We start from the raw sequence: 26599 nt of genomic DNA, 5'->3' as shown, positions 1-26599 counted from the left end.
CTTTGAGATGTTTAGCTGCCCTGTGTATCCCAAACTGCGGATCACATTGTATGAGTAAATGCACATGATTGGGCATGATTTCCATACTGGAAATCATAACTTCCAGCTCTCTTGCTTTTTCTGCGAACAGCTCTTTCAGCCGATCACTTACAGGCGAAACCAGCACTTTTCGTCGATACTTGGGACAAAAAACTACATGATACTTGCAGTCGTACACGACATTTCGATTACTTTGAACCGTTCTCAAATTCATCACCTATTGCCAATTTTACAACGAATATTATATAGATTCAATATATCTAATTAAACAGGTGCAAAAAAAGAGAGCAAAGATATAAAATTCCTCAAACTCACGGATGTTGTCCATTTTTTTGTATATTCCGACGGTTTTAAACATGATTCTCCGTTGTGAAAAACGTATAAAATCCTGCAAAGATTTCATGTTTTTCGAAAACGGTTTCCCTCCTTATTTCATAAGAGTAACTGCCTACTGAAAGGTCAAAATTAATCCTCGTAAAAGATTATAAACCTATAGTTATCCATCCTCCCCATAAAAGATGCACAGTAGAAATATTAGATTTATTTACCTGTTTTCCTGCAATCTGTGTATCAGTCTTTTTTTACTCCCACCATACCGCAATACAAAAACCGCCGTTCCGGCGGTTTTTGGTGATGCACTCTATTTTTCTTCCCAAGCCTTCAGCAATGGATAAGGATTAATCGCTTCTCTCTGAAAGGAAAGCATACTTTCACGCACATAGATTCCCAGATGAAGGTGTGGATCAAACTTCCCTGTGGTCCCTTCCGGACCATATCCACTATCCCCCACATATCCGATCACTTCACCTTTTTTTACTTTGGAACCCACGTCAATGCCTTCTTTATACTTGGACAGATGTGCATAGTAAACGGATATTTGAGGGTGATCGGTGTCCAATACTGTCAAACGCCACCCACCCAATTCATTCCAACCTTTGGATACCACTCGTCCATCACTTACCGAGCGAATCGGTGTCCCTTTTTCAGCCATTATGTCCGTTCCTTCATGGGTGCGGTCTCCGCCATAACTCCGACTGGCTCCCCACGTATCCCCATAAGAGACATTCGCATTGGACGAAAAGGGAAATGTGGCATCTTCTAAAATAGCAGCGGCCCAAGCGTAAGACTCAGCCAGTTTTAAAATGTCTTCCGCCTTCTGTTTGGAAAAGAGTTGGCGAATCGCTTTTTGGGCTCCCTGATCACCTGGACGATCCAAATCCGATATCTGTTGAATCCGCTTGGCTCGCTTACGGATCGTTTCAGGGGTCACTTCTTTATAGCCCTTGTCCACTTCATCTGCCGCCGCAAGATATGACCAGGGAACACCGGTTGTTTCAGCGATCTCCACATAAGCCGGGGCCAACCTTCCCGGAATCTTCATTTCAGGTATCTCAACCGTCCGCGTCTGATCATACACCCAAACTCCCACCACTGCGAGAGCTGCCACCAGCAGTATCCCCAGTATCCACCTCATCATTGTCGCCCCTCTCACCATTCGAGGATCATTCTCCGAAGCTGATCGGTATCATACTGAGAGCCACCCGTTCCCGTTGATGATCCACATCCAATACCCAGACATCCACCACATCACCTACACCGACGATATCCATCGGATGCCGTACAAACCGTTCACTCATCTTGGAAATATGAACAAGTCCATCATTTTTCAATCCAATATCCACAAATACGCCAAAGTCAACCACATTGCGAACGGTTCCCTTTAAGTTCATTCCTTTTTTTAGATCTTCCAACTGCAACACATCGGAGCGAAGAATCGGAGCGGGTAGCTCTTCACGGGGATCTCGTCCCGGACGCAGAAGGGCATCTACAATATCGCGCAAAGTGGGCTCACCGCTATCCAATGTCTCTGCCATCGCTTGTATATTCACCTGTCGCAACCGTTCATTTAATTCTTTACTGCCAATGGCTTCAGGATTGCAGTTTAATTGCGTCAAAAGATCCGTCACAACAGGATAGGACTCCGGGTGGATCGGAGTCTTGTCCAACGGATTCTCTCCATCTGTCACCCGAAGAAAGCCAATACACTGTTCATATGTCTTGGCACCGAGACGGGGAACGTCCTTCAATTGACTTCGATCTGTAAATCGCCCTTCACTTTCACGTTTTTTAATGATATTTTTGGCTACCGAAGCATTGACACCGGAAACATATTGCAACAAAGAAACCGAAGCGGTATTCACATCGACACCCACATGGTTTACCGCTGACTCTACCACGGTTGTCAGGCTTTCCCCCAATTGCTTTTGCGACACATCATGTTGATACTGTCCCACACCGACCGCCTTGGGCTCAATCTTCACCAACTCAGCCAATGGATCTTGCAGGCGCCGTGCAATGGAAACGGCACTGCGCTGGGCCGCATCCAGATCGGGGAATTCTTCACGAGCCAGTTTGGAAGCGGAATAAACGCTGGCTCCCGCTTCATTGACGATCGTGTAGTAAACCTTATGATCCAACTCCTGAATCAGCTCAGCGATAAAGGACTCTGTTTCCCTGGATGCTGTTCCATTTCCAATCGCGATCATATCAATGGTATGCTCTTCGATCAGTTGGCGAACCGTTTCTTTGGCCTCCTCCACACGGCTTTGGGGCGGGGTCGGATAAATGACACCCACATAGAGCACTTTTCCGGTTTCATCCACGACTGCCAGCTTGCAACCCGTCCGATAGGCAGGGTCCACCCCCAATACCTTTTTCCCTCGAATAGGAGGCTGAAGCAACAGGTTGCGCAGATTTTCGGAAAAAATATGAATGGCCTGCGTCTCTGCGTTTTCTGTCATCGTGGCACGAATCTCTCGTTCAATGGAAGGGGCGATTAAGCGCTTATACGCATCTTCCGCCGTTTCCTCGATATATCGATGAGGTCTTTTGGAAAGTTTTCGTTCCAAAAACGGATAGATCTCTTCCTCACGTTCCACCTCTAAACGCACCTTGAGTATTCCTTCCCTTTCCCCGCGGTTGACAGCCAATACACGGTGAGAAGGCATTTTTTGAGCCGGTTCCCGATAATCATAATACATTTCATAGACGGACTGCGTTTCAGGATCTTTGGCCTCCGTCACCAAAACGCCATGCTTCCAGTGAAATGTCCGTACCCATTTGCGAACCTCCGGATCATCCGCCAATTCTTCGGCAAGGATATCCATCGCTCCTTGAAGAGCGTCCTCTGTAGTTTCCACGTCTTTTTCAGGATTGATAAAATTGTCCGCTTCCGCTTGCACTTCATGTTTATCCGAGGATTGTCGCATCACTTCCGCCAACGGAGCCAAACCCCGTTCCCGTGCTTTGGACGCCCTGGTTTTCCGCTTTGGACGATAGGGTCGATAAAGATCTTCCACCGTTTGCAGCTTGACAGCCGCTTCAATTTTTCCGCGAAGTTCCTCGGATAACTTTCCCTGTTCATCAATCAGCCGGATCACTTCTTCTTTCCGCTGATCCAACTGGATTAAATATTTATTTCGTTCTTCAATGAGACGAAGCTGTTCCTCATCCAATTCCTTGGTCATCTCTTTCCGGTAACGGGCGATAAAGGGAATGGTGTTTCCCTCTTCCATCAACTGAACTGCCGACTTGACTTGAGCAAATTCCAGATTACATTCATCAGCAATTGTCTGCAATCGTTCCTTCGCGTCCATGTAATCCTCCATTTTTGCTTAAATTTCTGCTACCTCATCATACCGTTTTGCCCAAATCAACGCAATTTTCTATCCTTCGACATTCCTTGGTTAGTTTTAGAAATATTCAAAATAATATAATATTACGTTGTTTTTTGTCCCAAGTACCGACGGAAAGGACTCGTTCCACCTGTAAGTGATCGGCTGAAAAAAATTCATAGAAAAAGCAAGAGAGCTTGGAGCAACGATTGCAAGCATGGAGATCATGCCTGATTATGTACATTTGCAAATACAATGTGACCCACAATTTGGGATACATAATGTAGTTAAGCATCTCAAAGGGTAGACATCACGAGTCTTGAGGCAAGAATTTGAAATCGCGAATCCCCTCTCTATGGACAAACTTCCTATGTAGTCGATTCGTATTTAATCATTTTTTAGCAAAAAATGGAGTGAAACATACAAAGAAACGGGAAAGGACTAGGCACCCTTTTATAGAAGGTGCCTGACTTTTGATTGTGGGCTAATCTTTCTTGCGACGACTTGAATCTCTTATAATTAGCTCCGACGGAAGCACTATTTCCTTTTTTGCACGCCTTTTATCGGGATTCTCTAAATGATTGATCAGCAGATCAACCACTTCCGCTCCCAAGTCGTATGATAAAATGCGAACACTAGTTAATGAGGGTGTCATATACTCCATGACAGGCGTATCGTTAAAACCGACAATCCCCAAATCCTCCGGTACCGAAATGGAGAAATGCTTGGCAAACTGAAAGGCCCCCAAAGCCAAGAGATCATCCGCCGCGAGAACGGCATCAAATAAAACTCCCTGTTCTTTCAGTTGCTCCAGCGCATCAAAGCCACCCTGTTCCGTCAACTCCGTAAAGACGACCCGTTGTGAATCCAAAGGCAAATCTTTCTCTGACATCGCCTGTTTATAACCATTGAAACGATCCATGCTAACGACCAGATCCTTGGGTCCGCTTAAAAAAGCAATGTTGCAGTATCCTTGTTCAATTAAGTGCATCGTGGCATGATATCCCGCTTTTACATTATCATTGTTCACTGATAAGACGGGTAGATCCACACTGCGACCCATCACGACAAACGGAACATCATCTTCAGACAAAGCGGCTATTAAGGGATCATGGAGACGTGACGTTGATAGGATTAACCCATCGACCCGACGTTCCTGAATGAGACGGAGGCACTTTTCCATCTCTTCTTTCGGGTCCATACTTATGGATAGCAGGATATTGTAATCGTGCATCTGAGCGACAGAAGACATACCACGGAGCACTTCCGAAAAAAACGGATTGGAAAAAGCCTGATCCACGGCACGCGATATTGTAAACCCAATCGTACGCGTATGGCTACGTGCCAGACTGCGTGCAATCGCATTGGGAACATAGTTTAATTCCGCCATCGCACGTTGCACCCGTAAACGCGTTTTTTTGCTGATCCGCCTGTTTCCCGCAATCACACGGGAAACGGTGGAAGGAGATACTCCAGCAACCTTTGCTACATCTTTAATGGTCGACATCAAACGACTCCTTTTGCACAGTCTGTGCAATCGTTTTCGCCTATTATTATACGACAGAAAGCGGAAACTGGAAAATCATCTGCTTCCACCCATCCATACGGTTAAAGAAAGTCATTTTATCTATTCCGACTATTCCGTCGGCAGAAACCACCGATTGATCGCACCTTAAAAAACCGTTTCTTCGGTTTTTTTATCAAAAATATGTGCTTTATTCATATCAAAAGCCAAGGTCACCTTACTGCCCGGAGAAAATAAATTCCGAGCTTTAACACGTGCGATAATGGAATCCTGAGTGATCCCCTTGAGATATAAATAGATTTCGGAGCCCATATTTTCAACAATCTCTACTTGTAATGTTACCCTACTGTCCGTTGATGCCTCGATAAAGACGGGTTCATCGTGCAGATCTTCTGGTCGAATGCCAAACACAACGTCTTTGCCCACATACCCTTTCTCCTGCAACGTTTTTACGCGTCCCTGCGGAATTTTAACGTTTAAGTTTTGTGCATGGAAAAAAACTTCCCCCTTCTCTTTCACTAATCTCCCATCGATAAAATTCATCGCAGGTGATCCGATAAATCCAGCGACAAACCGATTCACCGGGCGGTGATAAATCCTATCCGGAGTATCCACTTGTTGAATGACTCCATCTTTCATCACAACAACACGGTCCCCCATGGTCATCGCTTCTGTTTGATCATGGGTAACATAGATGACGGTTGTCTCCAATCGCTGATGCAACTTACTGATTTCCGTGCGCATTTGTACGCGCAGCTTGGCATCCAGATTGGACAGCGGTTCATCCATTAAAAAGACCTGCGGTTCGCGCACAATGGCACGCCCCAACGCCACACGCTGCCGCTGTCCTCCTGAGAGCGCTTTTGGCTTTCGATCCAACAAATGCTCAATATCCAGGATCTTTGCGGCTTCTTTTACCCTTGCGTCGATTTCTTCCTTTCCAAACCTGCGTAACTTCAATCCAAAGGCCATATTTTCATATACACTCATATGTGGGTAAAGAGCATAGCTCTGAAACACCATGGCAATATCCCGATCCTTGGGGGAGATATCATTTACGAGGCGATCCCCAATATACAGCTTGCCTTCGCTAATCTCTTCCAATCCTGCAATCATACGCAATGTCGTTGATTTCCCACAACCAGACGGGCCTACCAGCACCAAAAATTCTTTATCCTTGATCTCCAGATCAAAGTCAGATACCGCTGTGACATCGCCAAACCGTTTATAGATATGGTTGAGTTTCACCTGTGCCATTTGCCTTTCTCTCCTTTTTGGTTATTTCCTCACCCATCGAAAACCCTCCTTACAATGGAATATTGGATCTGTTCAATGCTGGCTTTTTTGCACCATTCGTGGATGGTGCTGTATAAACCCTCCCCTCATAGGGGGCCAAGGTGATGAAAAGTCTCCCCTCTTTCGTTGTTTGTACAGATTGCCCGCTCAAAAGCTCTACCAACACCGTTGGCTGACCAAACGCCGCTGTATCCAAAGAAATTTCACACATGTGATCACTGTTGTTAACGATCACTCCCACACAATCATTCTCAAGCCGGCGTAAGAAGCCGTAAATACGCCCTTGTGCAACCCAAACACGAATATTCCCCCGACGCAACGCTGTCTGTTCACGGCGAATCCGCAATACTTTACGGTAAAAATTAAACAGCGCCCGATTCTGTCTCCGTTTTTCCCAAATCATCGGTCGGCGGCAGTCTGGATCGGAACCGCCTTGCATACCCACTTCATCGCCATAATAAATCATCGGCATGCCTACATAGGTGGTTTGAAACAAAACAGCCAAACGCATACGCTTCTCATTTCCACCGCAGGTGGTTAAAAACCGTTCTGTATCGTGGGAGTCCAGCAAGTTAAACATCGCGTACTGCGGTTGTGTTCGATACAGCATCCGCGAATGGGCAAGACGCGCATCCAGTTCTTCTGCCCCAATCCTACCTCGGCCAAAAAAATCGACAACCGCATCGCGAAATAAATAATTCATGACGGAATCAAACTGATCTCCCATCAGCCACGGACTGGCATCATGCCAAACCTCACCGACAATCAACGCTTCCGGGTTCGCCTTCTTTACACGCTGGCGGAATGCGCGCCAAAAATCTGCCTCCACTTCATTCGCTACGTCCAGTCGCCATCCATCAATGCCCACCTCTTTTACCCAGTACTCCGCAACATCCAGAAAATAAGCCTTCACCTCAGGATGTTGCGTCCTCAACTTTGGCATCGTCCACACATCGTTGGCAAACGTCTCATAGTTGGGACGAGGCTCTGTTTGCACTGGAAAGGAGCTGATATGGAACCAATCAGCATAGCGGGAAACGGACCCATGATCGATTACATCCCGAAAAGCAAAGAAACCGACCCCCGTATGGTTCATCACCGCATCCAAAATGACACGCATACCATGACGGTGCGCTTTTTCCACCAATTTCCGAAACGTTTTCATATCTCCAAAATGCGGATCAATCTGATAATAGTCGGTCGTATCATATTTATGATTGGACGGGGAACGGAAAATGGGCGTAAAGTACAAAACATTGACGCCCAGCTTCTCCAAATAGGGCAATCGATCCATAACCCCCTGTAAATCCCCGCCGTAATAACTATCCGGCTTCGGTCGAGCGCCAACTGTCCAGGGTTCCACATTCTGCGGATCATTGCTTCGATCACCGTTGGCAAACCGTTCCGGAAAAATTTGATATACCACACCATCTAACGCCCATTCAGGAAGATCAAATAAGTTACTGTACGTTATATAGGCATATTGAAACACACCTGCTGAACGGCGATCTTGCGAAAATCCATTTTCTCCATACCAATACGCTTCACGCTCGTTCTGTACATAAAACACATAGCGAATGCGTTTCGTTTGGGTAGGAAGATCTCCTGTAAAATAGTCAAAATACATATCAGAAGCCGTTTTCTGTAACTGGACGTAATCTTGGTCTTCCTCTTGGCTGTACCGGTCACCATGATACACGGTACATGCTGTGAGATCCCCTTTTTTGACCCGCAAGCGGACGCGCAAACAATACGGGCTGAGCGGATCGGCATACGCTCCATACGGTTGATGAAAAATCGCTGCTTTCTCCAATCGAAACCTCTCCTCTTTCCATATCTACTCACCCTTTGGTTGCCCCCGTTGTCAAACCGGAGATAAAGTACCGCTGTAGAGCAATAAAAACCACAGCAATTGGAATGGCAATCAAAACAGCCCCTGCGGCAAATTGGGTAAAGTTTTTTCCAAATTGCTCATTGATAAAGCTAAACAGACCCACTGCCAACGTCTGCTTTTCCGAACTGGTCAATATAATCTGCGGCAACAAAAAGTCAGTCATCGGTGTAATAAAGTTAAACAATGCGACGACAGCAACAATCGGCTTTGCCAGTGGCAACATAATGCGAAAGAAAATCGTATTATGCCCTGCGCCATCGATTTTGGCCGCTTCATCCAACCCTCGCGGGATCGTATCAAAAAATCCTTTGACTAACCAGGTGTTAAACGGGATCTGCCCACCTGCATAGATCAAAATCAATCCCCAATGCGTATCTAACAGATTGACCATATTTAACAACACATAAAAGGCCACCATCGCCATCAATGACGGGAACATTTGTAAAATCAAAAAGGCCATTAAACCGTGTTTTCGCCCGATAAAACGGTAACGCGAAAAGGCATATGCCGTCGCCGTCGTTAACAGAATGGAGATCAACGAATTGATCACTGCGATTTTAAGGGTATTTAGATACCATGTTACATATTGACTATCCGAGCTGGTAAACAACCATATATAATGCTTCAACGTAGCATTTTGGGGAATCAAGCTACTGGAAAACAAGCTGGTTCCCGGATTGAGTGACGATCCGATCACCCACAAGATCGGATAGATTGAAATCACCACCATAAACAGTAAAACAAGATACGTCAGTACGATCCCCATATGCGATTTCCACTTTGTATTCATTGGATCATATCCTCTTCTTGAAATGATCGAAGCCGTCGGAATTGATATACGGCAAATCCCATCACAACCATCGCAATCATGATGGATACAGCCGCCGCATAGTTGTATTTGTACACGTCGAAGGTAAGCTTATATACCCAAGAGATCAGGATATCCGTGCCACCTGCCGTCTGCCCTGGAACAGGAGGCCCTCCTTTATTAAACAGATAGATCACGTTAAAGTTATTAAAGTTATAGGCGTACTGCGTAATCAACACAGGCGCTGTGGCATACAGCACCAATGGGAGCGTAATCTGTCGAAACTTCTGCCATGCCGTTGCCCCATCCACCTTGGCTGCCTCATACAAATCAGCCGGAATTCCTTGCAGCACACCCGTACACAGCGCCAAACTGAAGGGAAAGCCGAGCCAGAATTGAATCAGCAAAATGGCGATCTTGGACCAGAATGGATCGACCATCCATGGGATACTTTCAATCCCAACACTGTTTAACATCTGGTTAATAGGACCAAAATGTTCATCAAACATTCCAGAGAACACCAAGATCGACACAAATGCGGGAACCGCCCACGGCAAAATCAATACCGTACGGAAAAAGCGCTTAAACTTGACCTGCTTTTGATTGATCAATATAGCCAGAAACAACCCCAAGCCAAACTGAACGGTGGTTGAGATTAACGTCCACACCACTGTCCACTGAAAAACACTTATAAACGAGTTGCGCCATAGTTCCGATCCAAACAGGTTGAAAAAGTTGTTAAACCCCACCCAATCCACCAGTTTGGCAGGCGGTGAATGGTAAAGGTCATAGTTGGTAAATGCAATCAATACCATAAAAAGCAGTGGAAACAAAACCACAAAAACCAACAAAACTAAGCTGGGAGTAATTAAAAGATACGGATACCCTTGATCCGTTACATTCTGATATGTTTTGGCAATCGTTGGGGGCTTTTCCCCGGACTCACGCATCAATCCCACCTTATACGCGTCCCGCACATTTAAAACATAAAACAGCAAACCCAGCGCAATCACTAAAAGCGAGATAATACCTTGTGCTAACAACATAATGGAATGATCTCCGTGCTCCACACTGGTGCCGAGCGTTACAATCCCCCACAGCCCTACATTCAGAAATTCAAAAAACAACCCAATATAGCAAAACTGAAGGACGAAGAAGCAAATCCCCTTGATCCATTGTCCGTTATATAACTGACCTAACCCCATCGATAGAACCGATAAGGCGGCGGCAATTCGACTAGCACGAAGAAAACAGCCATTCTCAGGTTTGGGATTGAACTTTGCTTCCATTTCCAACCTCCTTTCCGGCGCGGCAACTCATTGCCGCGCCCTGTTATGGATTATTGTTTTTGCGCTTTGATCTTCTCTTCTATCATCTTGACCGATTCGTCCAGCGCGGCCTCAGGTGATCGTTTCCCTTGTGCAACAAAGGATAAAGCATTGTTGATCGGTTCCCACACCTGCCCCATCGCCGGAATGTTGGGCATGGGTGTCCCCTGGCTGGCTTGTTTCGAAAAACTGTGGACGATGGAATCGTCTTTGATCAGTGGATCTTGTAACAGCTCTTTATGTGGCGGAATCTCCCCTGTTGCCTGATAGCGTTTTTTAAGGGCTTCTTTGCTGGACAAAAACCGCATTAAATCCGTTGAAGCCTTTTTATGATTCGTAAAAGCGGATAAATACCACCCTTTCACTCCAATAAAGGTTTGCGGATCTTTTCCCTCCACTTTCGGCAGTGGGATGACACCAAAATCAATGCCTGCTGATTCATAATCTTTGATGGCCCATGGACCGTTGATCACGGCTGCCACTTTTTCTTCCTTAAACAGACCGTTGACAGTATCCGCTTTAAGCCCTTGCGGAATCAGTTTCTTCTCGTACAACTCCTTGATTTTTTTAAGAGCTTCTTCAGAGCCTTTATTATTCAAGCCGATATCATTTACATCGTACTTTCCGTTTTGATACCGAAATACATAGCCTCCCATCGCGTCAAACAAAAAGTAGTCGTAATAGAAGTTCTCCCCTTCAAAGAGAAAACCGTATTTCTTTTTTGATGGTTTTGAATTTTCTTCTGCAAATTGGATCAGTTCATCCCATGTTTTTGGGATCTTTTTCATCAGCTTCTTGTTGTAATATAAAGCAATACTTTCCGTCGCATAAGGCAATCCATATAGTTTTCCATCATAGGTCATCGCCTGGATCGCACTTTCACTGTACTGATCCATCAAACCTTGCTTTATGTCAATCGGTTGGACCAACCCTGTAATAGCCGTAGAACCAAGACGGTCATGTGGCCATGTGACCAAGTCCGGCCCTTTTCCGGCGGGTCCGTCCAATGTCAGTTTATCTTGCATTTTCAAAAGATCGACGCCAACCACTTTCACCTTGATACCGGTTTTTTCCTCATATTCCTTTGCCATTTTTTGAGTATGGTTCAACATACTGGACTCTTTATTTTCCCAGATGACCAATTGTTCCGTTTTTTCGGACTCTTCACCATCCGCCCCTGTACGGTTACGATCCGGTCCACACGCGACCAATACCCCTACCATTGCTACCACCGTAAGGTACGAGATCATTTTTTTCCATTTCATTACATCAGATCCCCTTTCACCTTTTACTGCGCAACCGTTTTCATTAACAGGAATTCTTCAGGAAAGCGTTTGCACAAATGACACCCAGAAAAGGATTCCAATCCGTAAAATTCCTTTTCCCAATGATATTCGGTTACATATGCACCAAACGCTTCTGATCCACAGATTTCAACACGGCCAATATTACACTTAATGACTTTAGCCCTTCTTCGCCGGGAATCAGCGGTGGTGTTCCCTGTAATACACCATCCACGAAAGCAGTAATGATTCCACTGTTCACTTCTTGGCCTCCTTCTTCATTACTAGCCAGTGATCCTGTCTGGAACCGTTCCACCTCTTTATCTTTCCACTCCACAATCACTTGGTGGATGGGATCGGTTCCGATCCGAACGATTCCGTTGCTGCAATATAAAACCGTACTGTTATCTTCTCCCGGTTGATGTGTCCAACTGGCGGTCATTGTTCCCATGGCTCCATGTCTCATACGCATAATAACAACGGCATTGTCATCAACGTCCGCTGTTTCTTTTTGCAGGATACCCGTCATACCAGCCACTTCCTGGACCTCATCATCCAATAACCAGCGAATCAGATCCACCTTGTGTACACCCAGGTCACCCATCGCTCCAATTGCAGCCTGCTCCTTCTGAAAAAACCAGCCGCCTTCCCCTTCCACACTCCAAGTCTCCGGTCCACCATGTGCAAACACAGTACGGAAAATTCGCACTTCACCCAACTTGCCACTTGTCAGCAGTTCCTTTGCTTTGATGTGTGGGGGCATCAATCGTTGATTATGTCCAATCATCAGATGCACATTGTTATCCTGTGCAGCTGCAATCATTGCTTTACCTTCTGCCGTAGAAGTAGCCATCGGTTTTTCGCAGAGTATATGCTTTCCGGCGTTGGCCGCCGCAATTGTAATCGGAGCGTGCCATACATTGGGTGTACACACACTGACAGCATCCAAATCCGTCTCTTCGAGCATCTCTTTATAATCCGTATACACCTTTCCCCCATATTGATCAGCAAATGCTCGCGCACGCATATGCACTGGATCGCAAAAGGCAACCAGCTCCACTCGCTTATCCTCTGCATATTCCGGTATATGACGGTACTTGGCAATACTGCCACATCCGATTACACCCACCCTGAGCTTTTCCATCTCTGTTATCCTCCCAACTTTATACCCACCACATGCTGGGCATCGGATCTTTGGGTATCACGGATTTTAAGTTGGTTACCGCTTTGTGAAACCCTTCCTCTGTCGACAAAAGTGCATCTTCATGCTCAATGCTGACAACATAATCATAGCCCACCAGACGGAGTGCACTGATCATATCTGCCCATTCTTTCATATCATGACCCAATCCTACTGTACGGAAGATCCAGGCACGATCCTGCATCTTGTCATATGGCTGCATATCAGTCAATCCATGCATATTGACTTGCTCTTGGTCAATATACGTATCCTTGGCATGAAAATGATGAATGGCACCCGCACGCCCCAAAATCTTAATAGCGGCAACCGGATCAATTCCTTGCCACCACAGATGACTGGGGTCCAAATTGGCTCCCATCACCTCACCCACTTCCTCCCGCAGACGCAGCATGGTCGCCGGGGTATGCACAGAAAAGCCTCCATGCAGTTCCACCGCCACTTTCACATGATGATCGGCAGCATAATGGCCCCACTCCTTCCAATACGGAATCACCTTTTCTTTCCATTGCCACTCTAATACCTCACGATACTCATTTGGCCAGGGTGCTACCGGCCAGTTTGGATATTTGGCGTGTTCATGGTCTCCCGGAACACCGGAAAAACAGTTAACCACTGGCACTTCCAGTTTTTCTGCCAATTGTACCGTCTTTACAAACGTCTCATGACTGTTTACAGCAATCGATTGCACAGGTGAAAGCGGATTTCCATGGCAACTTAACCCACTGATAATCAATCCCTTTTGTGCAACCGTTTTCTTAAAAGACCGTAATTTAGACGCATCATCCAACAACAGATCTGGATTACAATGTGCATTTCCCGGATTATTGCCCGTTCCCAACTCGATTGCATCCAGTCCTGCACCCTTGACGTAATCTAGCATCTCTGCAAACGGTTTCTCCTGAAACAGGACAGTAAATACACCCAATTTCATCCGTATACCCACTTTCAGATATGAGTTACAACATTCCACAGATATAGGCGTAATTCATACTATCATTTGCCATCAAAAAAATCAATATTTAAAATTTTTTATTTATTCTATGCGAAGGTGCAGGAGGTTGCTCTTTCCCTAGAAATTCGTACAGGATCGGTCCTGTTCTTGATTGACCACATCCAATTTGATGATATTTTCCTCTTGACACTCCCCATCGATATGGGATAAGAGCACGTTTCTGCCACCAAAAGGTACCGCTTTTCCTCTGAAATGTCTGCCACCGCCCTTTTTATGTCATGTTTTTTGACATTAATTGTTGTGTTCAGATTAATGATGTGGTATTATCAATTACATGTTAAGTATTCTTACATAGAACGTTAAGGAGGTTTCCTCTTATGGAAAATGTCATCATATCCGTTGATGCGATCTGGGTAATGGTCTGTGCCATCCTGGTCATCTTTATGCAGGCGGGGTTTGTATTGTTGGAAGCCGGTTCCGCACGAATGAAAAATGCCGGTCACATCGCCGGCAAACAACTCATTACATTTTCAATCGCTGCGCTGGCATTCTGGGCCATCGGTTATGGGCTTACTTTCGGAGAAGGGAACCAGTGGATCGGAACCTCCGGTTGGTTCTTGGACATTCCAACCGAGGAGGGAGGTCTTCCTCTGGAGATTTCTTATCTGTTCCAGCTTTCCTTTGTAGCGGTTTCCTTGGGAATTGCATGGGGGGGATTTGCTGAACGGGGCAAGCTGAGTGTTTATGTGATCTTCAGTCTGTTATACACCACAGTCATCTATCCTGTCGTAGGGCACTGGATCTGGGGTGGAGGCTGGTTGAGTGAACTGGGAAAACAGGATTTCGCCGGTTCAACGGTTGTTCATCTACAGGGAGGGATTGCCGCTCTGGTGGCCACATTAATCCTGGGACCCCGAATTGGAAAATTTAATGCCAATGGAAAGCCCAATGCTATTCCTGGACACAATCAGGTGTATACGGTGTTGGGAACCTTAATCATCTGGCTGGGCTGGTTTGGATTTAATCCAGGGAGTACCCTGAGCGCACAGGACGGTTTCTTTGGATATGTCGCCCTCACCACCAATCTGGCTGCTGCGGCCGGTGCTGTCGCCGCTCTGGCAACGGTTCACCTGTTAGTGGGAAAACCGGAGATTCCCATGATACTAAACGGCGTTTTGGCAGGCTTGGTCGCGATTACAGCCGCCTGTGCCTTTGTGGAGCCTTGGGCTGCCGTAGTCATCGGAGCTGTCGCAGGTTCGCTCACCGTGTTTACCGCTCTGTACTTTGAACAAAAAGGAGTGGACGATCCTGTCTATGCCTTTTCTGTTCATGGAATTGCGGGAATTTGGGGAACCCTGTCCACTGGCTTCTTCGCTTCCCCACGCCTAGTGGAGATCACAGGGATCGGTAAACCAGGGCTTCTGTACGGAGGCGGATGGAGTCAACTGGGAGTCCAGGCAACGGGAGTTTTGGTTTCTGCCATCTATGTGGCTCTCACCTCCTTTCTGATCCTATGGGTACTGGATAAACTAACGGGTCTTCGGGTTACGGAAAACGATGAAAGGATCGGATTGGATCTGAGTGAACATGGTAGCTACGGTTATCCTGAACACCTTTCTCCAACAGGACCAAAAGCAGTTCAAACCAAGGCTGAAGCCAGCTGAAGACATCCCATCATTTGTAAGAAGGCATGAATCCATCACTCTCCATTATGGTTTGATTTTTCGCCATTTCATCACTACTTCACCCAAACCGCCACAAACCTACCATTATTCTAAATATTTACCTAAATGGGAGGATTGTTATATAATTGTAACTTTACAGAAAATCAATTCAAGAAGGATGTTTTAAGATTTCACTGTGTTGCATCCACACCTGCCTACACGGAGCAAACACCCTTCTTGGACAGCAAACGCGCCCAAGGAGTGAAGCAACCCTGGGCGCCATTTGTCCTTTAAACCTCTCTCACATAACATAAAGGCGAATTTTTATTGTTTGGTGTGACGTAGGAAAAAAATGATATACTACTAATCGATAATAGTAGGAAAATCCATAAAGTTGAATAAAACAGGAGAGGGATGTTTACATGCCTGATTGCAAAAAATCTTTGGGACTGATATTTACATTTGTTATGTTGTTTTCTCTTTGGATCACACCTGTGCAAGCAAAGGAGAAGAGCCTTTTTGAAACACGCTGGAAAATAAAAGTGAATGACGATGATTCTGTACGAATGGTAGTTGGTCTGGGAGGATCTGGGCTGTTTGAAGAAGTGATTTCTGAGTCCGCGTCTGATCTGGAAGAAGAACTTACGGACCAAGATGACACAGACCTCATCGAACATATCAAAACAACAACACGTACAGAAGGTGATAAAAATATTGTAGAAGCACAATTGGACTTTGCAAGCATTGATGATTTCAATAAATATTGCAAAGAGGAAGATCTGGAAGTAGAAATCAAAAAAGAAGAAGGATTCTTTTTTGATACATATTTACTCCCTTTAAAATTGGATGACGATCTCAGGGATTGGTCTGATGCGGAGGAGGAGAGGATTGATCCCAGGTTTTTGGTGGAGGTAACCATGCCTGGATCGATCGAAGAGGATCAAACCAGTACATCATCACTAAAAGAAAATACAGCCCATTGGAATATCGATCTGACCAAAGCAAAAGAAAATCAAAAAATTGTAACTGTAACCAGCAAGGCGAATTGGCCGGTATATGTATTTGGTGTATTAGGTGGCTTAATCGCATTGGCAGTGATTTTTGTCGTTGTGATGATCATAATCGGAAGCAAAAAAAGCGGGATGTCACCCAACAGTACCCATAACAGTCAAACCTAAGCTCGTACATCTTTCAGAGAAACATACCCAAACCTTACAACCATAAACGTAACGGGAACAAAAACGAACTACCCCTTTCCACGATTTGCACCCGGTAGACAGAGGAAGGGGTCTATGTCAGTTCGACTGTTTCCACCCTGATATGCTTTTATCCGTAAATAGGAACTACCCCTTTACTGTAACTCTCCCTGATCGGGATTATCTTTTTCTTTTCGGTTTACTTCTGTAAACAAGTTCTCCTGACTCGGCTGGGCAGGGGGCGGAACGTGTACCAGCTTGATTTTACTTTCAATGGAGGCCATCAGTTGCTCAATATCTCCTTTGGTGGCAGGTTTGGCATGTTCTTTTAATTCATAACCCAACTGACCACTTGGCTCCAACGTTGCCCATTTTACATCCTCGATATGTGTGATACTGTTTTGTCTCAGCCGCATTTCCAGCTGGTCGATGGTCAATCTCAGCTTCTTTAGCTGATCCGTCAAAACCTGTCCATTTTGGATCACGGGGATGGCTTTTCCGGTAAGTAATGTTTCCATTATGTCCGATTTCACCTGAAGGTGTTCAAATAGCCGTAACATAATAATCAGTACTGCGGCCACAACAAACGTGATCGTCATATCTTTCCCGCTGACCGGCTGAATCAATAAAGTACCGATGGAAATCATGATCACCGTCTCAACGATGGTCATCTGAGAGATTGATTTTCTCCCTCCCAATCGCAGTAACAAGGTTCCAACCGCCAAAATTAAAACCGCCATGCCGCTCCACTTTAAATAAGTCATTGCAACCGCTCCTTTAACCTGCTTATTATCTACCATTCCCCACCCACTCTTGGAAATACCATCAAAACAAAGGTGCATCCCAGCATCGTTTAAGGTAAAGTGAGTGGAAAGAGAAAACAGAAGTAAAGGTAAGGAGGCTTTTTTACCCATGCGTCCGATTCAACAAAGGATCATCGATGAACTTCATGTTCAACCAACCATTGATTTGGAAAAGGAGATTCAAAAACGCGTTCAGTTTATCAAACAATATATTTTGAGCACTGGTACCCAAGGACTGGTACTGGGCATCTCCGGTGGACAGGACTCCACATTGGCAGGAAAGCTATGTCAAATGGCTGTGGAGGAATTAAGAAAGGAAACGCAGCAAAACTATCAATTTATCGCTATGCGGCTTCCCTATGGTGTTCAGCGGGATGAAGAGGATGCCCGTCAGTCCCTTCAGTTTATTCAACCCGATCGCACTCTCACCTTTAACATTAAAGAAGCGGTGGATGGTTCCGTCCGTGGATTTAAGGAAGCCACTGGCCAGGAAATATCCGATTATGTAAAAGGAAATGCAAAAGCACGGGAACGAATGGTTGCCCAATATGAAATTGCTGGCACTTATAACTTGCTTGTGGTGGGCACCGATCATGCAGCTGAAGCCGTGACAGGTTTCTTCACCAAATATGGAGACGGGGGATGTGATCTGATCCCTTTATTTGGACTGAACAAACGCCAAGGGAAACAGCTTCTGAAATATTTGGGAGCTGAGCCGTCCCTTTATGAAAAAACGCCAACCGCAGACCTTCTGGATGATCAGCCAGGGCGCTCAGATGAAGATGAGCTGCAACTCACCTATAACCAAATTGATAATTACTTGGAAGGAAAGGAAGTCCCCCTTTCCGTCGCAAAACGAATTGAACAGAAATTCCTTTCCACCCGTCACAAGCGTGCTCTGCCTGTTACACCTTTTGATGATTGGTGGAAGACTTAACATGAATCAATAAAAAGCGGAGGAACTGTGAACATCAGTTGCCTCCGCTTTTTATTGACTAGTTCATATGAATAAAATTGCTGACAGAAGAGACGGGAATCACTCGACGACTAAATGCATAGGGACGATGATTATATTCTTCAATCGTGATCGTGGAACCATGAACAGCCGTGACAAAGGCAACATGTCCATAGACACTGCTGGCACCACCCACACCGGGATTAAATTGTGCAACGGCTCCGACAGCCGGTCGTTTGTCCACACGGATCCCAAGGGCTCTCGCATTATCATCCCAATTCCCGGCATTGCCGAAACGGCCCCCCCGCATGGTGTTGGTAAACCGAACCCCTTGTTGATTGAGCCGCCAAGCGACAAATGAGGTACACTGTCGGATGTAGAATCCCCATGGGTCCACCCCGGAAGTACTGGCATATTTATAAGGATACAGGGAAGCATCCACCAGGGTCAGTCGATTAATTTCTTCCTGGATGCTGCTCTCCTTGGAATGAAGCGAAGCAAGCTTTTCTTGCGCTTTTGCAATCTCTTTATTGATTTCGTCGTAAACCTTTCTCGTTTTTTCCGCTTCTTTCTCCTGCTTTTTTCTTAAGTCGGACAACTCTTTTTTCAATTTTTCATGCTCTTTCCGAACTTTATCATATTTGTTAAATAACGTCTTATCCCTCATCAAGATCAGTCGGAGTGTTTCAAATCGCTCCAAAAACTCGCCAAAGTCCTCTGATTCAAGCAACGCTTGCATGGAACCCATTTCCCCTTTGGCATAGATCAGACGGACACGGTCCTTGAACAATTGATCATATTTTTTCAGTTTCTTTTCATTCTTTTTGTTCTCTTTTTCCGATTTCTGGATTTTTTTGTTGATTTGGGAAATTTTCTTTTCCATCTTCTCAACTTTTTTCTTATGCGGTTCAATTTTACTCTTTAATTCCTTCAGTGTCTCCTTTGTATCCTTCTGTTCTTTTTGTACATCCTTCAATTCCTGTTTCTTCTCACCGACACTCCCCTCCGCGTTGACAGTCTGATACGGTATCATCCCAGCGAGCAGACTGCTGGTCACAATTCCCACCAGAAGAAGGCGCTTCATACATTCTCTCCCCTCCGTGTGTAATGATTCCCTCAAACAACAAAAAACGACCAAGGAGACCGTCGGGTTTCCTCAATCACATAAATTTATTCTTTTGGATTAAAAAATTCCGCTTTCCGTCTAGGCTCATTCGGTCCAAAGATGGATCTTAAGCTTTCATCTGTAGTTGATCTTCATCTTCTGAAACGGTACGCTTTTAAGAAAAAGAATGATCCGTTAGGATCAATCTCATCGATTTAAAGGGAGGACCCATGCGTCAAACCAGATCCCGCTCAACCCATCGATGGATTCAGAAGTTTAAGGATCATACGTCCGTACAAAGCAGAGACTCTTTGGTAGTGGAAGAACCCATGGAGATCCGCCTCGTTTTTCCCCACCTACCTGAGCCTGTTTCTGTAGCTGTGACCATGCGAACACCGGGAAATGACTTTGAGCTGGCCGCCGGCTTTCTGTTTACAGAAGGAATTCTGACCTCTATCGATGATGTGGAGACCATAACCTATTGCCACCACTTGAAATTGGATGGAGAGCAACCATACAATATTGTAAATATCAACCTTCGTCCGGGAATCTCCATAGATCTCAATCGCCTTCAACGAAACTTCTATACCAGCTCCAGCTGTGGTGTTTGCGGCAAAGCGTCCCTGGAAGCAGTACGCATCCGAGGCGTTGCCCCTGTCCAAAGCAACTTGACAGTTACACCTTCCACCATTCACCGACTGGGAGAGACCCTTCGCCAGGAACAGAAAATCTTTGACCGAACGGGGGGACTGCATGCAGCCGGTTGGTTTGATCCGCTCGGCAATCCACTTTTCCTTCGGGAAGATGTGGGACGCCATAATGCTGTAGATAAACTTCTGGGCCATGCGTTTCTGCATAAAAACCATTCATTTTCCAACGGCATCTTAATGGTCAGCGGAAGAACCAGCTTCGAAATTATGCAAAAGGCAGCCGTCGCCGGGATTCCGATCGTCACAGCAATCTCCGCTCCTTCCAGCCTTGCCTGTGATGTGGCAAAGGAGTTTAATATCACACTGATTGGATTTGCGCGGGAAAACCGATTTAACGTTTATACGGGCAGTCATCGGATTCAGGACGAACAAAGCTGAAACGGACAAAAACCATCTCGCTTGCTTTTACAAAGAATGCGAGATGGTTTTTGTTATCTCCTCTTTTCATCACCGTTTTCCGGCATAGCACCCTATGTACCAACCAAAGCCTCCGACTTTAGCGGTAAGGATGGAGTCACATAATTTCTGTTGATTCCATTCGGATGGCTTCTCGCAATTTTCGGAGGGCACGCCGTTGAAGACGGGAAACATGCATTTGAGAAATTCCCAAGCTTTCCCCTGTCTGCTTTTGGCTTTTATTCTCAAAAAAGATCATCTTTATAATTTCCTGCTCCCGATGACTGAGAACCTGGAAGACTTTTTGCAGAAGGATCTGTTGATCCACCTGTTCAAAACGACGATCAAGGTCCCCTACAAGGTCCAACAAGGTCACCTGGCTTCCATCGCTGTTCGCCTCAATTGGGCTATCAACAGATATTGCGTTATAACTCCTTCCCATCTCCATCGCTTCCAACACTTCTTCAGCAGAAAGTTCCAGAAAGTCAGCGATCTCATCGACACGGGGAGAACGCTGAAGTTTTGTAGTCAGTTCCTCAGCGGCCCTTTTGATCCGGGGACCCAACTCTTTAATTCGGCGTGGAACATGAACACTCCATGTCTTATCCCGAATATAACGTTTGATCTCCCCTACGATGGTCGGAACAGCAAAGCTTTCAAAGCTTCGACCAACTGTCGGATCATATCGCTTCAATGCTGCCAATAGACCGATCATTCCCACCTGTGTCAGGTCTTCAAAGGATTCCGGACCTTTTGAGAACTTGGATGCCAGGGTTTCTACCAAGGGAGTAAAATGTTTCACCAGTAGATTTTGAACCTCTTCTTCTCCCTCTTCTTGCATGCGACGGACCATTTCAATGATCTCATCATCGGTTAGATTGCGTTTTTGTGGGCGAGTTGACATTTGAATCCACCTCGTCCCTGTGAATATACTTGGTAAGGGAGACCACTACGCCTTGCCCACCGTATATGTCAACACGGTCCATCAAGGCTTCCATGAGGTGAAGACCCAGCCCCCTTTCCCTCATCGCTGCAAATGGGTGATGTTTCTCAATCGGACCGCATCTCTTTTTCACTGCCGCAATATCAAAGCTGTTTCCTTCATCTTTGATTTGTACCTCCAAGCGATCCTCAAAAATGAAAAACGTCACTCCGATCTTTCCTTTAACCACACTTTTTTTGTATGCGTGATCCACCGCATTGGTACAAGCCTCGGCAACAGCCAGCTTCATATCTTCAATATCATCATAATGAAATCCCAAGCGGTTGGCGATCCCGGAGACGGTCAGACGGACCACGCCCACATATTGCGCTTTGGCAGGTAAGGTCATCTCAATGATTTCCTTGGTTTGATCCATACCAATCCGCTCCTCCTACACTCTGTCTTCAATTTCCAAAATCTCAGACAAGCCAGTGATGTTTAACAACCGTTTCAGACGGGGACTCACCCCTGTTAAAATCAACCGTCCCCTTTGGGAGCGGAGCTTTTTAAATGCACCGATCAGAACACCCAAACCGGTGCTATCCATATAGTCCACTTGGGATAAGTTCAGATACACCTTACAATTTTCCTGGCACAACGGCATCAGCTTTTCCCGCAGCTGAGGTGCGGTAAATGCATCCACCTCACCAGAGACGACCAACGTTCTTTCTTGATCGGACCGGATTTGTTCTTCAATTGTAACATTCATTTCTTTCAACCCCCACATTCAGACTTTACCCGCTGGCTTCTCTTTTAAACCTTTACTCTTTTCTGCGAATGAGAATAATCGTCTGATCATCTTTCAGTTGATAATCTGCCATTTCATATAAATTCCGATAGAGGGTTTCTGCCATTCGCTGGGCAGGTAGGTGAAGATACGACCGGATCAGTTCCTTCAAGCGTTCTCTGCCCAGAAACTGACCATCAATCCGGGCTTCAGTCACCCCATCCGAAAAAAGGACAATCAAGTCTCCAGGGTCCAGCGCTAAAGCATACTCCTGATATTGAACCTCTTTTGTAACTCCGAGAACCAGTCCACGTGTGGTCATATCCTCAAAATGTTGATCTTCCTTACAAATGTAAATGCCAGGTTCATGTCCGGCAGCCGCATATCTAAAAATATGACGGTTTAAATCATACACCCCATAAACCATCGTGATAAACATACTTGGATCTACGTTTCTCTCTACTACGGTATTTAAACGACGGAGAATCTCTGATGGGTCCAAGGGATGATCCAGTTGATCCATGGCATATTTAATCATGGACATACAAAGGGCTGCCGGAATCCCTTTCCCGATAATATCCGAAAGGGCCACTCCAATGGAGTCCCCGTCATGATTGACAAAATTGTAGTAATCTCCACTCATGCGGTTTGCCGGCACACTGATCACACCGATATCCAGTTCCGGCAGCTCAGGTGGTGAATCCGGCAACAGGGTTTGTTGCATCCCAACCGCCACTTCAATCTCATACTCCAGCTCACGCTGTCTATTTAAAAGATTTTCGTGCTCCCGCAGCGCTGTTCCATAACCAATCATCATCTCAATCAGAAAATTGAAGGAGAGATGAACATCTTCCGGAAGATCAGGCATTAGGCTTTTTAAGGCCTCCGCATGAAAGCTGACCATTTCCTCCGGCGGAATCTTCTGTTCCATCATCCATTTGCTCATCTGCTGAGCCGCATACAGTTGGTCTTCCCGTCGATCCCGCAAATAGCAGGCAAGCAACGTCTGGTATTGCTCAAACAATTCATCTTTCATTCTGTCACCCCAAATCAGTGGCACCGACCCCGGCAAACCCGTCCCATCGGCTGTGACAATGCCCGTTTCCCCCTTTTGAAAGGGCATTTTACTTCGCGGGATTCCGAAAGCACTTGGTTCGAAATAGCAAAAATCCTTGAAATTCGCCTTTATTATACAACCAATTTATCAGGAAAGCCATTGCTTGACATTCCTGTCGCTCGCTTTCATCCCCATATCTAAAGCCAGGGGTTTTCTCGCTCGCAAAAAATATAAAAAAGAAGATGCATCAAATGCATCTCCCTTTCGTCAAAAATCAATCAAACCTAAGCTGATATTCAGCGCCTCATTCACTCGTGCCATCATTTCCTCATCCAGATGAGTGATTTTATCTGTCAGACGCTGTTTATCTATCGTTCGAATCTGCTCCAACAAGATTACCGAATCCCGGTCAAATCCATAATCCTTTGCATCGATTTCCACATGGGTGGGCAATTTGGCCTTTTGGATTTGGGCAGTAATCGCGGCGATGATCACAGTGGGGCTGAAGCGGTTCCCGATATTGTTTTGGATCACTAAAACGGGCCGAACCCCACCTTGTTCAGATCCGACCACTGGAGAGAGATCGGCAAAATAGACATCGCCACGTTTCACAATCAAAAGAATTACACCCCGCTAACCAGACGAATCGTTGTATCGTCTGCCTCTTCTTCTGCCTCAAATGCCTCCGACGCAATGTTGAGGTTGATCTTAGCCATCTCCATGTAGCCCCGTTGCATCATTTCACGAATCAGCCGCTTTTTTCGTTCATAAAGATAAAGCTTCATCGCCTGACGGATAAACTCACTGCGGTTGGAGTTTTCTTTCTCCACCATTCCGTCTACTTCCTGAAGCAATTGCTGAGGTAGGCTGATCATAATTCTTTTTGTCTCGGACAACAATACGCACCCCCAACAAATCATCACCGTTGGCGATTTCCCTTATCAATACTACCATTATGATAAAGCCAATGCAAAAATATACTTTTACGCCGGTTGTCAGACGTAAGGGACAATATTAAATGTATTTCGCTTTATACGTTAAAATTCCTTCTTTGTCTCCATTTTCTTTACACAGAGTTCGTTTTCAGGCGGTTGGATATATCCACCACTTGACCGGACCGTATATAAACACGGGGAACCCTGCGAGCAACCATACAGGTGATTTCATAGGAAATCGTCCCCAGCAGATGGGCGATCTCATCCACATGAACGGTTTCAGAGCCCTGAGAACCATAGAGGACCACTTCATCTCCAACCGTGACAGGCATCGCTTGGGTAACATCCAACATGGTTTGATCCATACAGATCCGACCAATCACCGGAACTTTCCTTCCCCGGACCAGTGCGACTGCCCGATTGGACAGTAGACGACTGTATCCGTCAGCATAGCCAATCGGTAAGGTTGCAATCCACTGGTTTCCATTTACAACCGCCGTCTTTCCATAACTGATGCCCGTTCCGGCTGGGGGACGTTTCAGTTGAGCAATCCGAGTTTTCAATGTCAGAGCCGGTCGGAGATTCACCGCCTCCCGATTCACTTCGTCCGATGGATAGTAACCATACATACTGATCCCCAATCGTACCATCCCATAGGCCCAGTGTGGCATATCAATAGCGGTGGCACTGTTGGCGCAGTGAATGAGGGGAATGGATATTCCTCGGTTCTCTAAACCCTGAATCACTTCTAAAAGTCGTTCATGCTGTTCGACAGCATATCCTTTGTCCGCCTCATCAGCTGTCGCAAAATGAGTAAACATCCCCTCCACCTTGATCCGGGAGTCGTCCACCCAGCGTTGGATCAGGGAGACTGACTGATCTTTCCACAATCCCAACCGCCCCATCCCTGTGTCCACTTTCATATGAACACGGGCGGGGTGTTCCACTTTACCAGCTTCCCTTGCGATTGCTTCCGCACTTTCATGATCATAAGCCGTCAGAATCAGATCCTGCTGAATCGCTTCTTTCACTCCACGGGCTGGTGTCTGTCCCAAGACCAAAAGAGGTGCGGAGATCCCTGCTTGTCTCAATTCCAGAGCCTCGTCCAAAAAAGCAACAGCCAAGTGGGTTGCACCGGCAGACAATGCGGCACGGGCTACCTGAACTGCACCATGCCCGTAAGCATCCGCCTTCACGGTAGCCATCAGTCGACAGGATTTGGGCAAATGCCGACGAAACTCCTTTACATTGTATTCAATCGCATCCAAATCCACAATGGCCTTTGTATCGCGATAATATTGGTGATCTGTTTTCATCCATTCAACCCACGCTTTACCAATTCTAATTGGGTATTCAGGGATTCCAGAAAGCTGTCGCTGACCAAGAGGAATCGCTTTTTCCCGTCAACTCGATAGATATAGGGAAGATCATGAGCGGACTCTACTTTGGATAAGGGAATCTCTTCCCGTCTTTGCAACGTCTGAATCACAAGACGGTCTGGGTAAAGCGTGTACATCGGTTGCCAAATCACCCGATAGATACCGGGAATGCCGACCATGACTGCCACACTCCACCCTAACAGAGCCAGAACAAACGGAGTGGATCTCACTTCAAAAAAAGGGATCATCGTCAGTAATCCAACCAAGAATACTCCCATCTCTACCAAACGCAATCCCTTGCTCTTTCGATACAGCAATACGGTATAAAACGTTTTTTCCTGATGAATGAAGATCTCGTTTTCCATTCTTTTCTCCTTTGATCGAGAAAGAGCTATAGCCTCTCTTCCATCATCCCTCAGTTTTCGTTCTACCCAACGCTATCATACAATTGAAAAACGTGTTTTGCAAAGAAAATGATTCAGATGTAGTGCAGGGAAAGAGTGGGAGACAACGTTTACAGTATTATTGGAGTTAGGTCACCAAGTGATTCAAAAACTGAAAGGTTATCTACAACAGCTGCAAAAGCAACATTTTATCTGAAAAAGTGGATATTGATCCGTTTCTTGATCTCTCATATGGCGTTGTTAAGCAAAGTGATCGATCCGGATATGAGTTACGAAGCATTTCGCA

The 26599-nt window shown here is 45.7% G+C and carries 25 protein-coding genes and 1 pseudogene; 5 read left to right on the top strand and 21 right to left on the bottom strand.

Going from position 1 to position 26599, the window contains the following annotated elements; genetic code table 11:
- The 3 genes from tnpA (FN782_RS14350) to FN782_RS14340 form a co-directional block, all read right to left on the bottom strand.
- Positions 1–253, bottom strand: a 253-nt coding sequence (tnpA, locus tag FN782_RS14350; protein WP_246064968.1) for an IS200/IS605 family transposase, incomplete at its 3' end; no start/stop codon positions are given.
- 426 nt (positions 254–679) lie between these two features.
- A complete protein-coding gene (locus FN782_RS14345) occupies positions 680–1513 on the bottom strand; it encodes a M23 family metallopeptidase (protein WP_185956337.1) in 834 nt (277 codons plus the stop codon).
- A gap of 28 nt (positions 1514–1541) precedes the next feature.
- Positions 1542–3695, bottom strand: a complete 2154-nt coding sequence (locus tag FN782_RS14340) for a Tex family protein (RefSeq protein WP_142506487.1) — start codon at positions 3693–3695, stop codon at positions 1542–1544.
- Positions 3696–3815: 120 nt separating this feature from the next.
- On the opposite strand from FN782_RS14340, the pseudogene tnpA (FN782_RS17540) reads away from it, so the two are divergent.
- Positions 3816–4183 (top strand): annotated as a pseudogene (gene tnpA, locus FN782_RS17540) (IS200/IS605 family transposase); the annotation flags it as partial.
- Between the two features lie 14 nt (positions 4184–4197).
- On the opposite strand, the gene FN782_RS14330 reads toward tnpA (FN782_RS17540), so the two are convergent.
- From FN782_RS14330 to FN782_RS14290, 8 genes are all read right to left on the bottom strand, one after another.
- Positions 4198–5220 (bottom strand): LacI family DNA-binding transcriptional regulator, encoded by a 1023-nt coding sequence (locus tag FN782_RS14330; RefSeq protein WP_142506486.1) that lies wholly within the window; start codon positions 5218–5220, stop codon positions 4198–4200.
- Positions 5221–5385: 165 nt separating this feature from the next.
- Complete coding sequence (locus FN782_RS14320; protein ID WP_142506484.1) at positions 5386–6495, bottom strand: ABC transporter ATP-binding protein; 1110 nt, start codon at positions 6493–6495, stop codon at positions 5386–5388.
- Positions 6496–6544: 49 nt separating this feature from the next.
- Complete coding sequence (locus tag FN782_RS14315) at positions 6545–8347, bottom strand: alpha-glycosidase (protein WP_142506483.1); 1803 nt, start codon at positions 8345–8347, stop codon at positions 6545–6547.
- Between the two features lie 28 nt (positions 8348–8375).
- Positions 8376–9218, bottom strand: coding sequence for a sugar ABC transporter permease (locus tag FN782_RS14310; RefSeq protein ID WP_142506482.1), 843 nt, complete (start codon positions 9216–9218; stop codon positions 8376–8378).
- Complete coding sequence (locus FN782_RS14305) at positions 9215–10525, bottom strand: carbohydrate ABC transporter permease (protein WP_142506481.1); 1311 nt, start codon at positions 10523–10525, stop codon at positions 9215–9217. The genes FN782_RS14310 and FN782_RS14305 overlap by 4 nt, the downstream gene beginning before the upstream one ends.
- A gap of 50 nt (positions 10526–10575) precedes the next feature.
- Entirely contained in the window at positions 10576–11829 is a 1254-nt protein-coding gene (locus FN782_RS14300; RefSeq protein WP_142506480.1) for an extracellular solute-binding protein, read from the bottom strand.
- Between the two features lie 133 nt (positions 11830–11962).
- Positions 11963–12991 carry a Gfo/Idh/MocA family protein gene (locus tag FN782_RS14295; protein ID WP_142506479.1) on the bottom strand — a complete coding sequence of 343 codons (1029 nt, stop codon included), beginning with the start codon at positions 12989–12991 and terminating at the stop codon, positions 11963–11965.
- A gap of 19 nt (positions 12992–13010) precedes the next feature.
- Positions 13011–13979 (bottom strand): sugar phosphate isomerase/epimerase family protein, encoded by a 969-nt coding sequence (locus FN782_RS14290; protein ID WP_142506478.1) that lies wholly within the window; start codon positions 13977–13979, stop codon positions 13011–13013.
- A 398-nt stretch (positions 13980–14377) separates the two neighbouring features.
- On the opposite strand from FN782_RS14290, the gene FN782_RS14285 reads away from it, so the two are divergent.
- Positions 14378–15664 carry an ammonium transporter gene (locus FN782_RS14285; protein ID WP_142506477.1) on the top strand — a complete coding sequence of 429 codons (1287 nt, stop codon included), beginning with the start codon at positions 14378–14380 and terminating at the stop codon, positions 15662–15664.
- Between the two features lie 422 nt (positions 15665–16086).
- The gene (locus tag FN782_RS14280; RefSeq protein WP_142506476.1) at positions 16087–16842 is read left to right on the top strand and encodes a hypothetical protein; all 756 of its coding nucleotides are present in this window, start codon (positions 16087–16089) and stop codon (positions 16840–16842) included.
- 173 nt (positions 16843–17015) lie between these two features.
- Here FN782_RS14280 and FN782_RS14275 read toward each other — a convergent pair whose 3' ends face one another.
- Complete coding sequence (locus FN782_RS14275; protein WP_142506494.1) at positions 17016–17624, bottom strand: DUF421 domain-containing protein; 609 nt, start codon at positions 17622–17624, stop codon at positions 17016–17018.
- Positions 17625–17772: 148 nt separating this feature from the next.
- On the opposite strand from FN782_RS14275, the gene nadE reads away from it, so the two are divergent.
- Entirely contained in the window at positions 17773–18600 is an 828-nt protein-coding gene (gene nadE, locus FN782_RS14270) for an ammonia-dependent NAD(+) synthetase (protein WP_142506475.1), read from the top strand.
- 58 nt (positions 18601–18658) lie between these two features.
- Here the strand turns inward: nadE and FN782_RS14265 are convergent, their stop codons facing one another.
- A complete protein-coding gene (locus FN782_RS14265) occupies positions 18659–19702 on the bottom strand; it encodes a CHAP domain-containing protein (RefSeq protein ID WP_142506474.1) in 1044 nt (347 codons plus the stop codon).
- Positions 19703–19953: 251 nt separating this feature from the next.
- Between FN782_RS14265 and fdhD the strand changes: the two genes are divergently transcribed.
- Positions 19954–20811, top strand: a complete 858-nt coding sequence (fdhD, locus tag FN782_RS14260) for a formate dehydrogenase accessory sulfurtransferase FdhD (RefSeq protein ID WP_142506473.1) — start codon at positions 19954–19956, stop codon at positions 20809–20811.
- Positions 20812–20947: 136 nt separating this feature from the next.
- On the opposite strand, the gene sigB is transcribed toward fdhD, so the two are convergent.
- The 8 genes from sigB to FN782_RS14220 all read right to left on the bottom strand — a co-directional run bounded on the left by sigB (position 20948) and on the right by FN782_RS14220 (position 26274).
- Positions 20948–21733, bottom strand: coding sequence for an RNA polymerase sigma factor SigB (sigB, locus tag FN782_RS14255; protein ID WP_142506472.1), 786 nt, complete (start codon positions 21731–21733; stop codon positions 20948–20950).
- Complete coding sequence (rsbW, locus tag FN782_RS14250; protein ID WP_142506471.1) at positions 21696–22187, bottom strand: anti-sigma B factor RsbW; 492 nt, start codon at positions 22185–22187, stop codon at positions 21696–21698. Before rsbW ends, sigB begins: the two co-directional genes overlap by 38 nt.
- A 15-nt stretch (positions 22188–22202) precedes the next feature.
- Complete coding sequence (locus FN782_RS14245) at positions 22203–22520, bottom strand: STAS domain-containing protein (protein WP_142506470.1); 318 nt, start codon at positions 22518–22520, stop codon at positions 22203–22205.
- A 52-nt stretch (positions 22521–22572) separates the two neighbouring features.
- On the bottom strand, positions 22573–23574 hold the full coding sequence (locus FN782_RS14240; RefSeq protein WP_142506493.1) for a PP2C family protein-serine/threonine phosphatase: 1002 nt from the start codon (positions 23572–23574) through the stop codon (positions 22573–22575).
- A gap of 288 nt (positions 23575–23862) precedes the next feature.
- The gene (locus FN782_RS14235) at positions 23863–24213 is read right to left on the bottom strand and encodes a type II toxin-antitoxin system PemK/MazF family toxin (RefSeq protein WP_142506469.1); all 351 of its coding nucleotides are present in this window, start codon (positions 24211–24213) and stop codon (positions 23863–23865) included.
- A 5-nt stretch (positions 24214–24218) separates the two neighbouring features.
- Positions 24219–24515 carry a CopG family ribbon-helix-helix protein gene (locus FN782_RS14230; RefSeq protein ID WP_142506468.1) on the bottom strand — a complete coding sequence of 99 codons (297 nt, stop codon included), beginning with the start codon at positions 24513–24515 and terminating at the stop codon, positions 24219–24221.
- 146 nt (positions 24516–24661) lie between these two features.
- Complete coding sequence (gene alr, locus FN782_RS14225; RefSeq protein WP_142506467.1) at positions 24662–25846, bottom strand: alanine racemase; 1185 nt, start codon at positions 25844–25846, stop codon at positions 24662–24664.
- Complete coding sequence (locus FN782_RS14220) at positions 25843–26274, bottom strand: hypothetical protein (RefSeq protein WP_142506466.1); 432 nt, start codon at positions 26272–26274, stop codon at positions 25843–25845. Before FN782_RS14220 ends, alr begins: the two co-directional genes overlap by 4 nt.
- Between the last annotated feature and the right edge of the window lie 325 nt (positions 26275–26599).

Source organism: Melghirimyces algeriensis (assembly GCF_900182565.1).
Lineage (GTDB): Bacteria > Bacillota > Bacilli > Thermoactinomycetales > DSM-45169 > Melghirimyces > Melghirimyces algeriensis.
The sequence above is the reverse complement of the archived record's forward strand: the minus strand, read 5'-3'. Positions and strand labels throughout refer to the sequence as shown.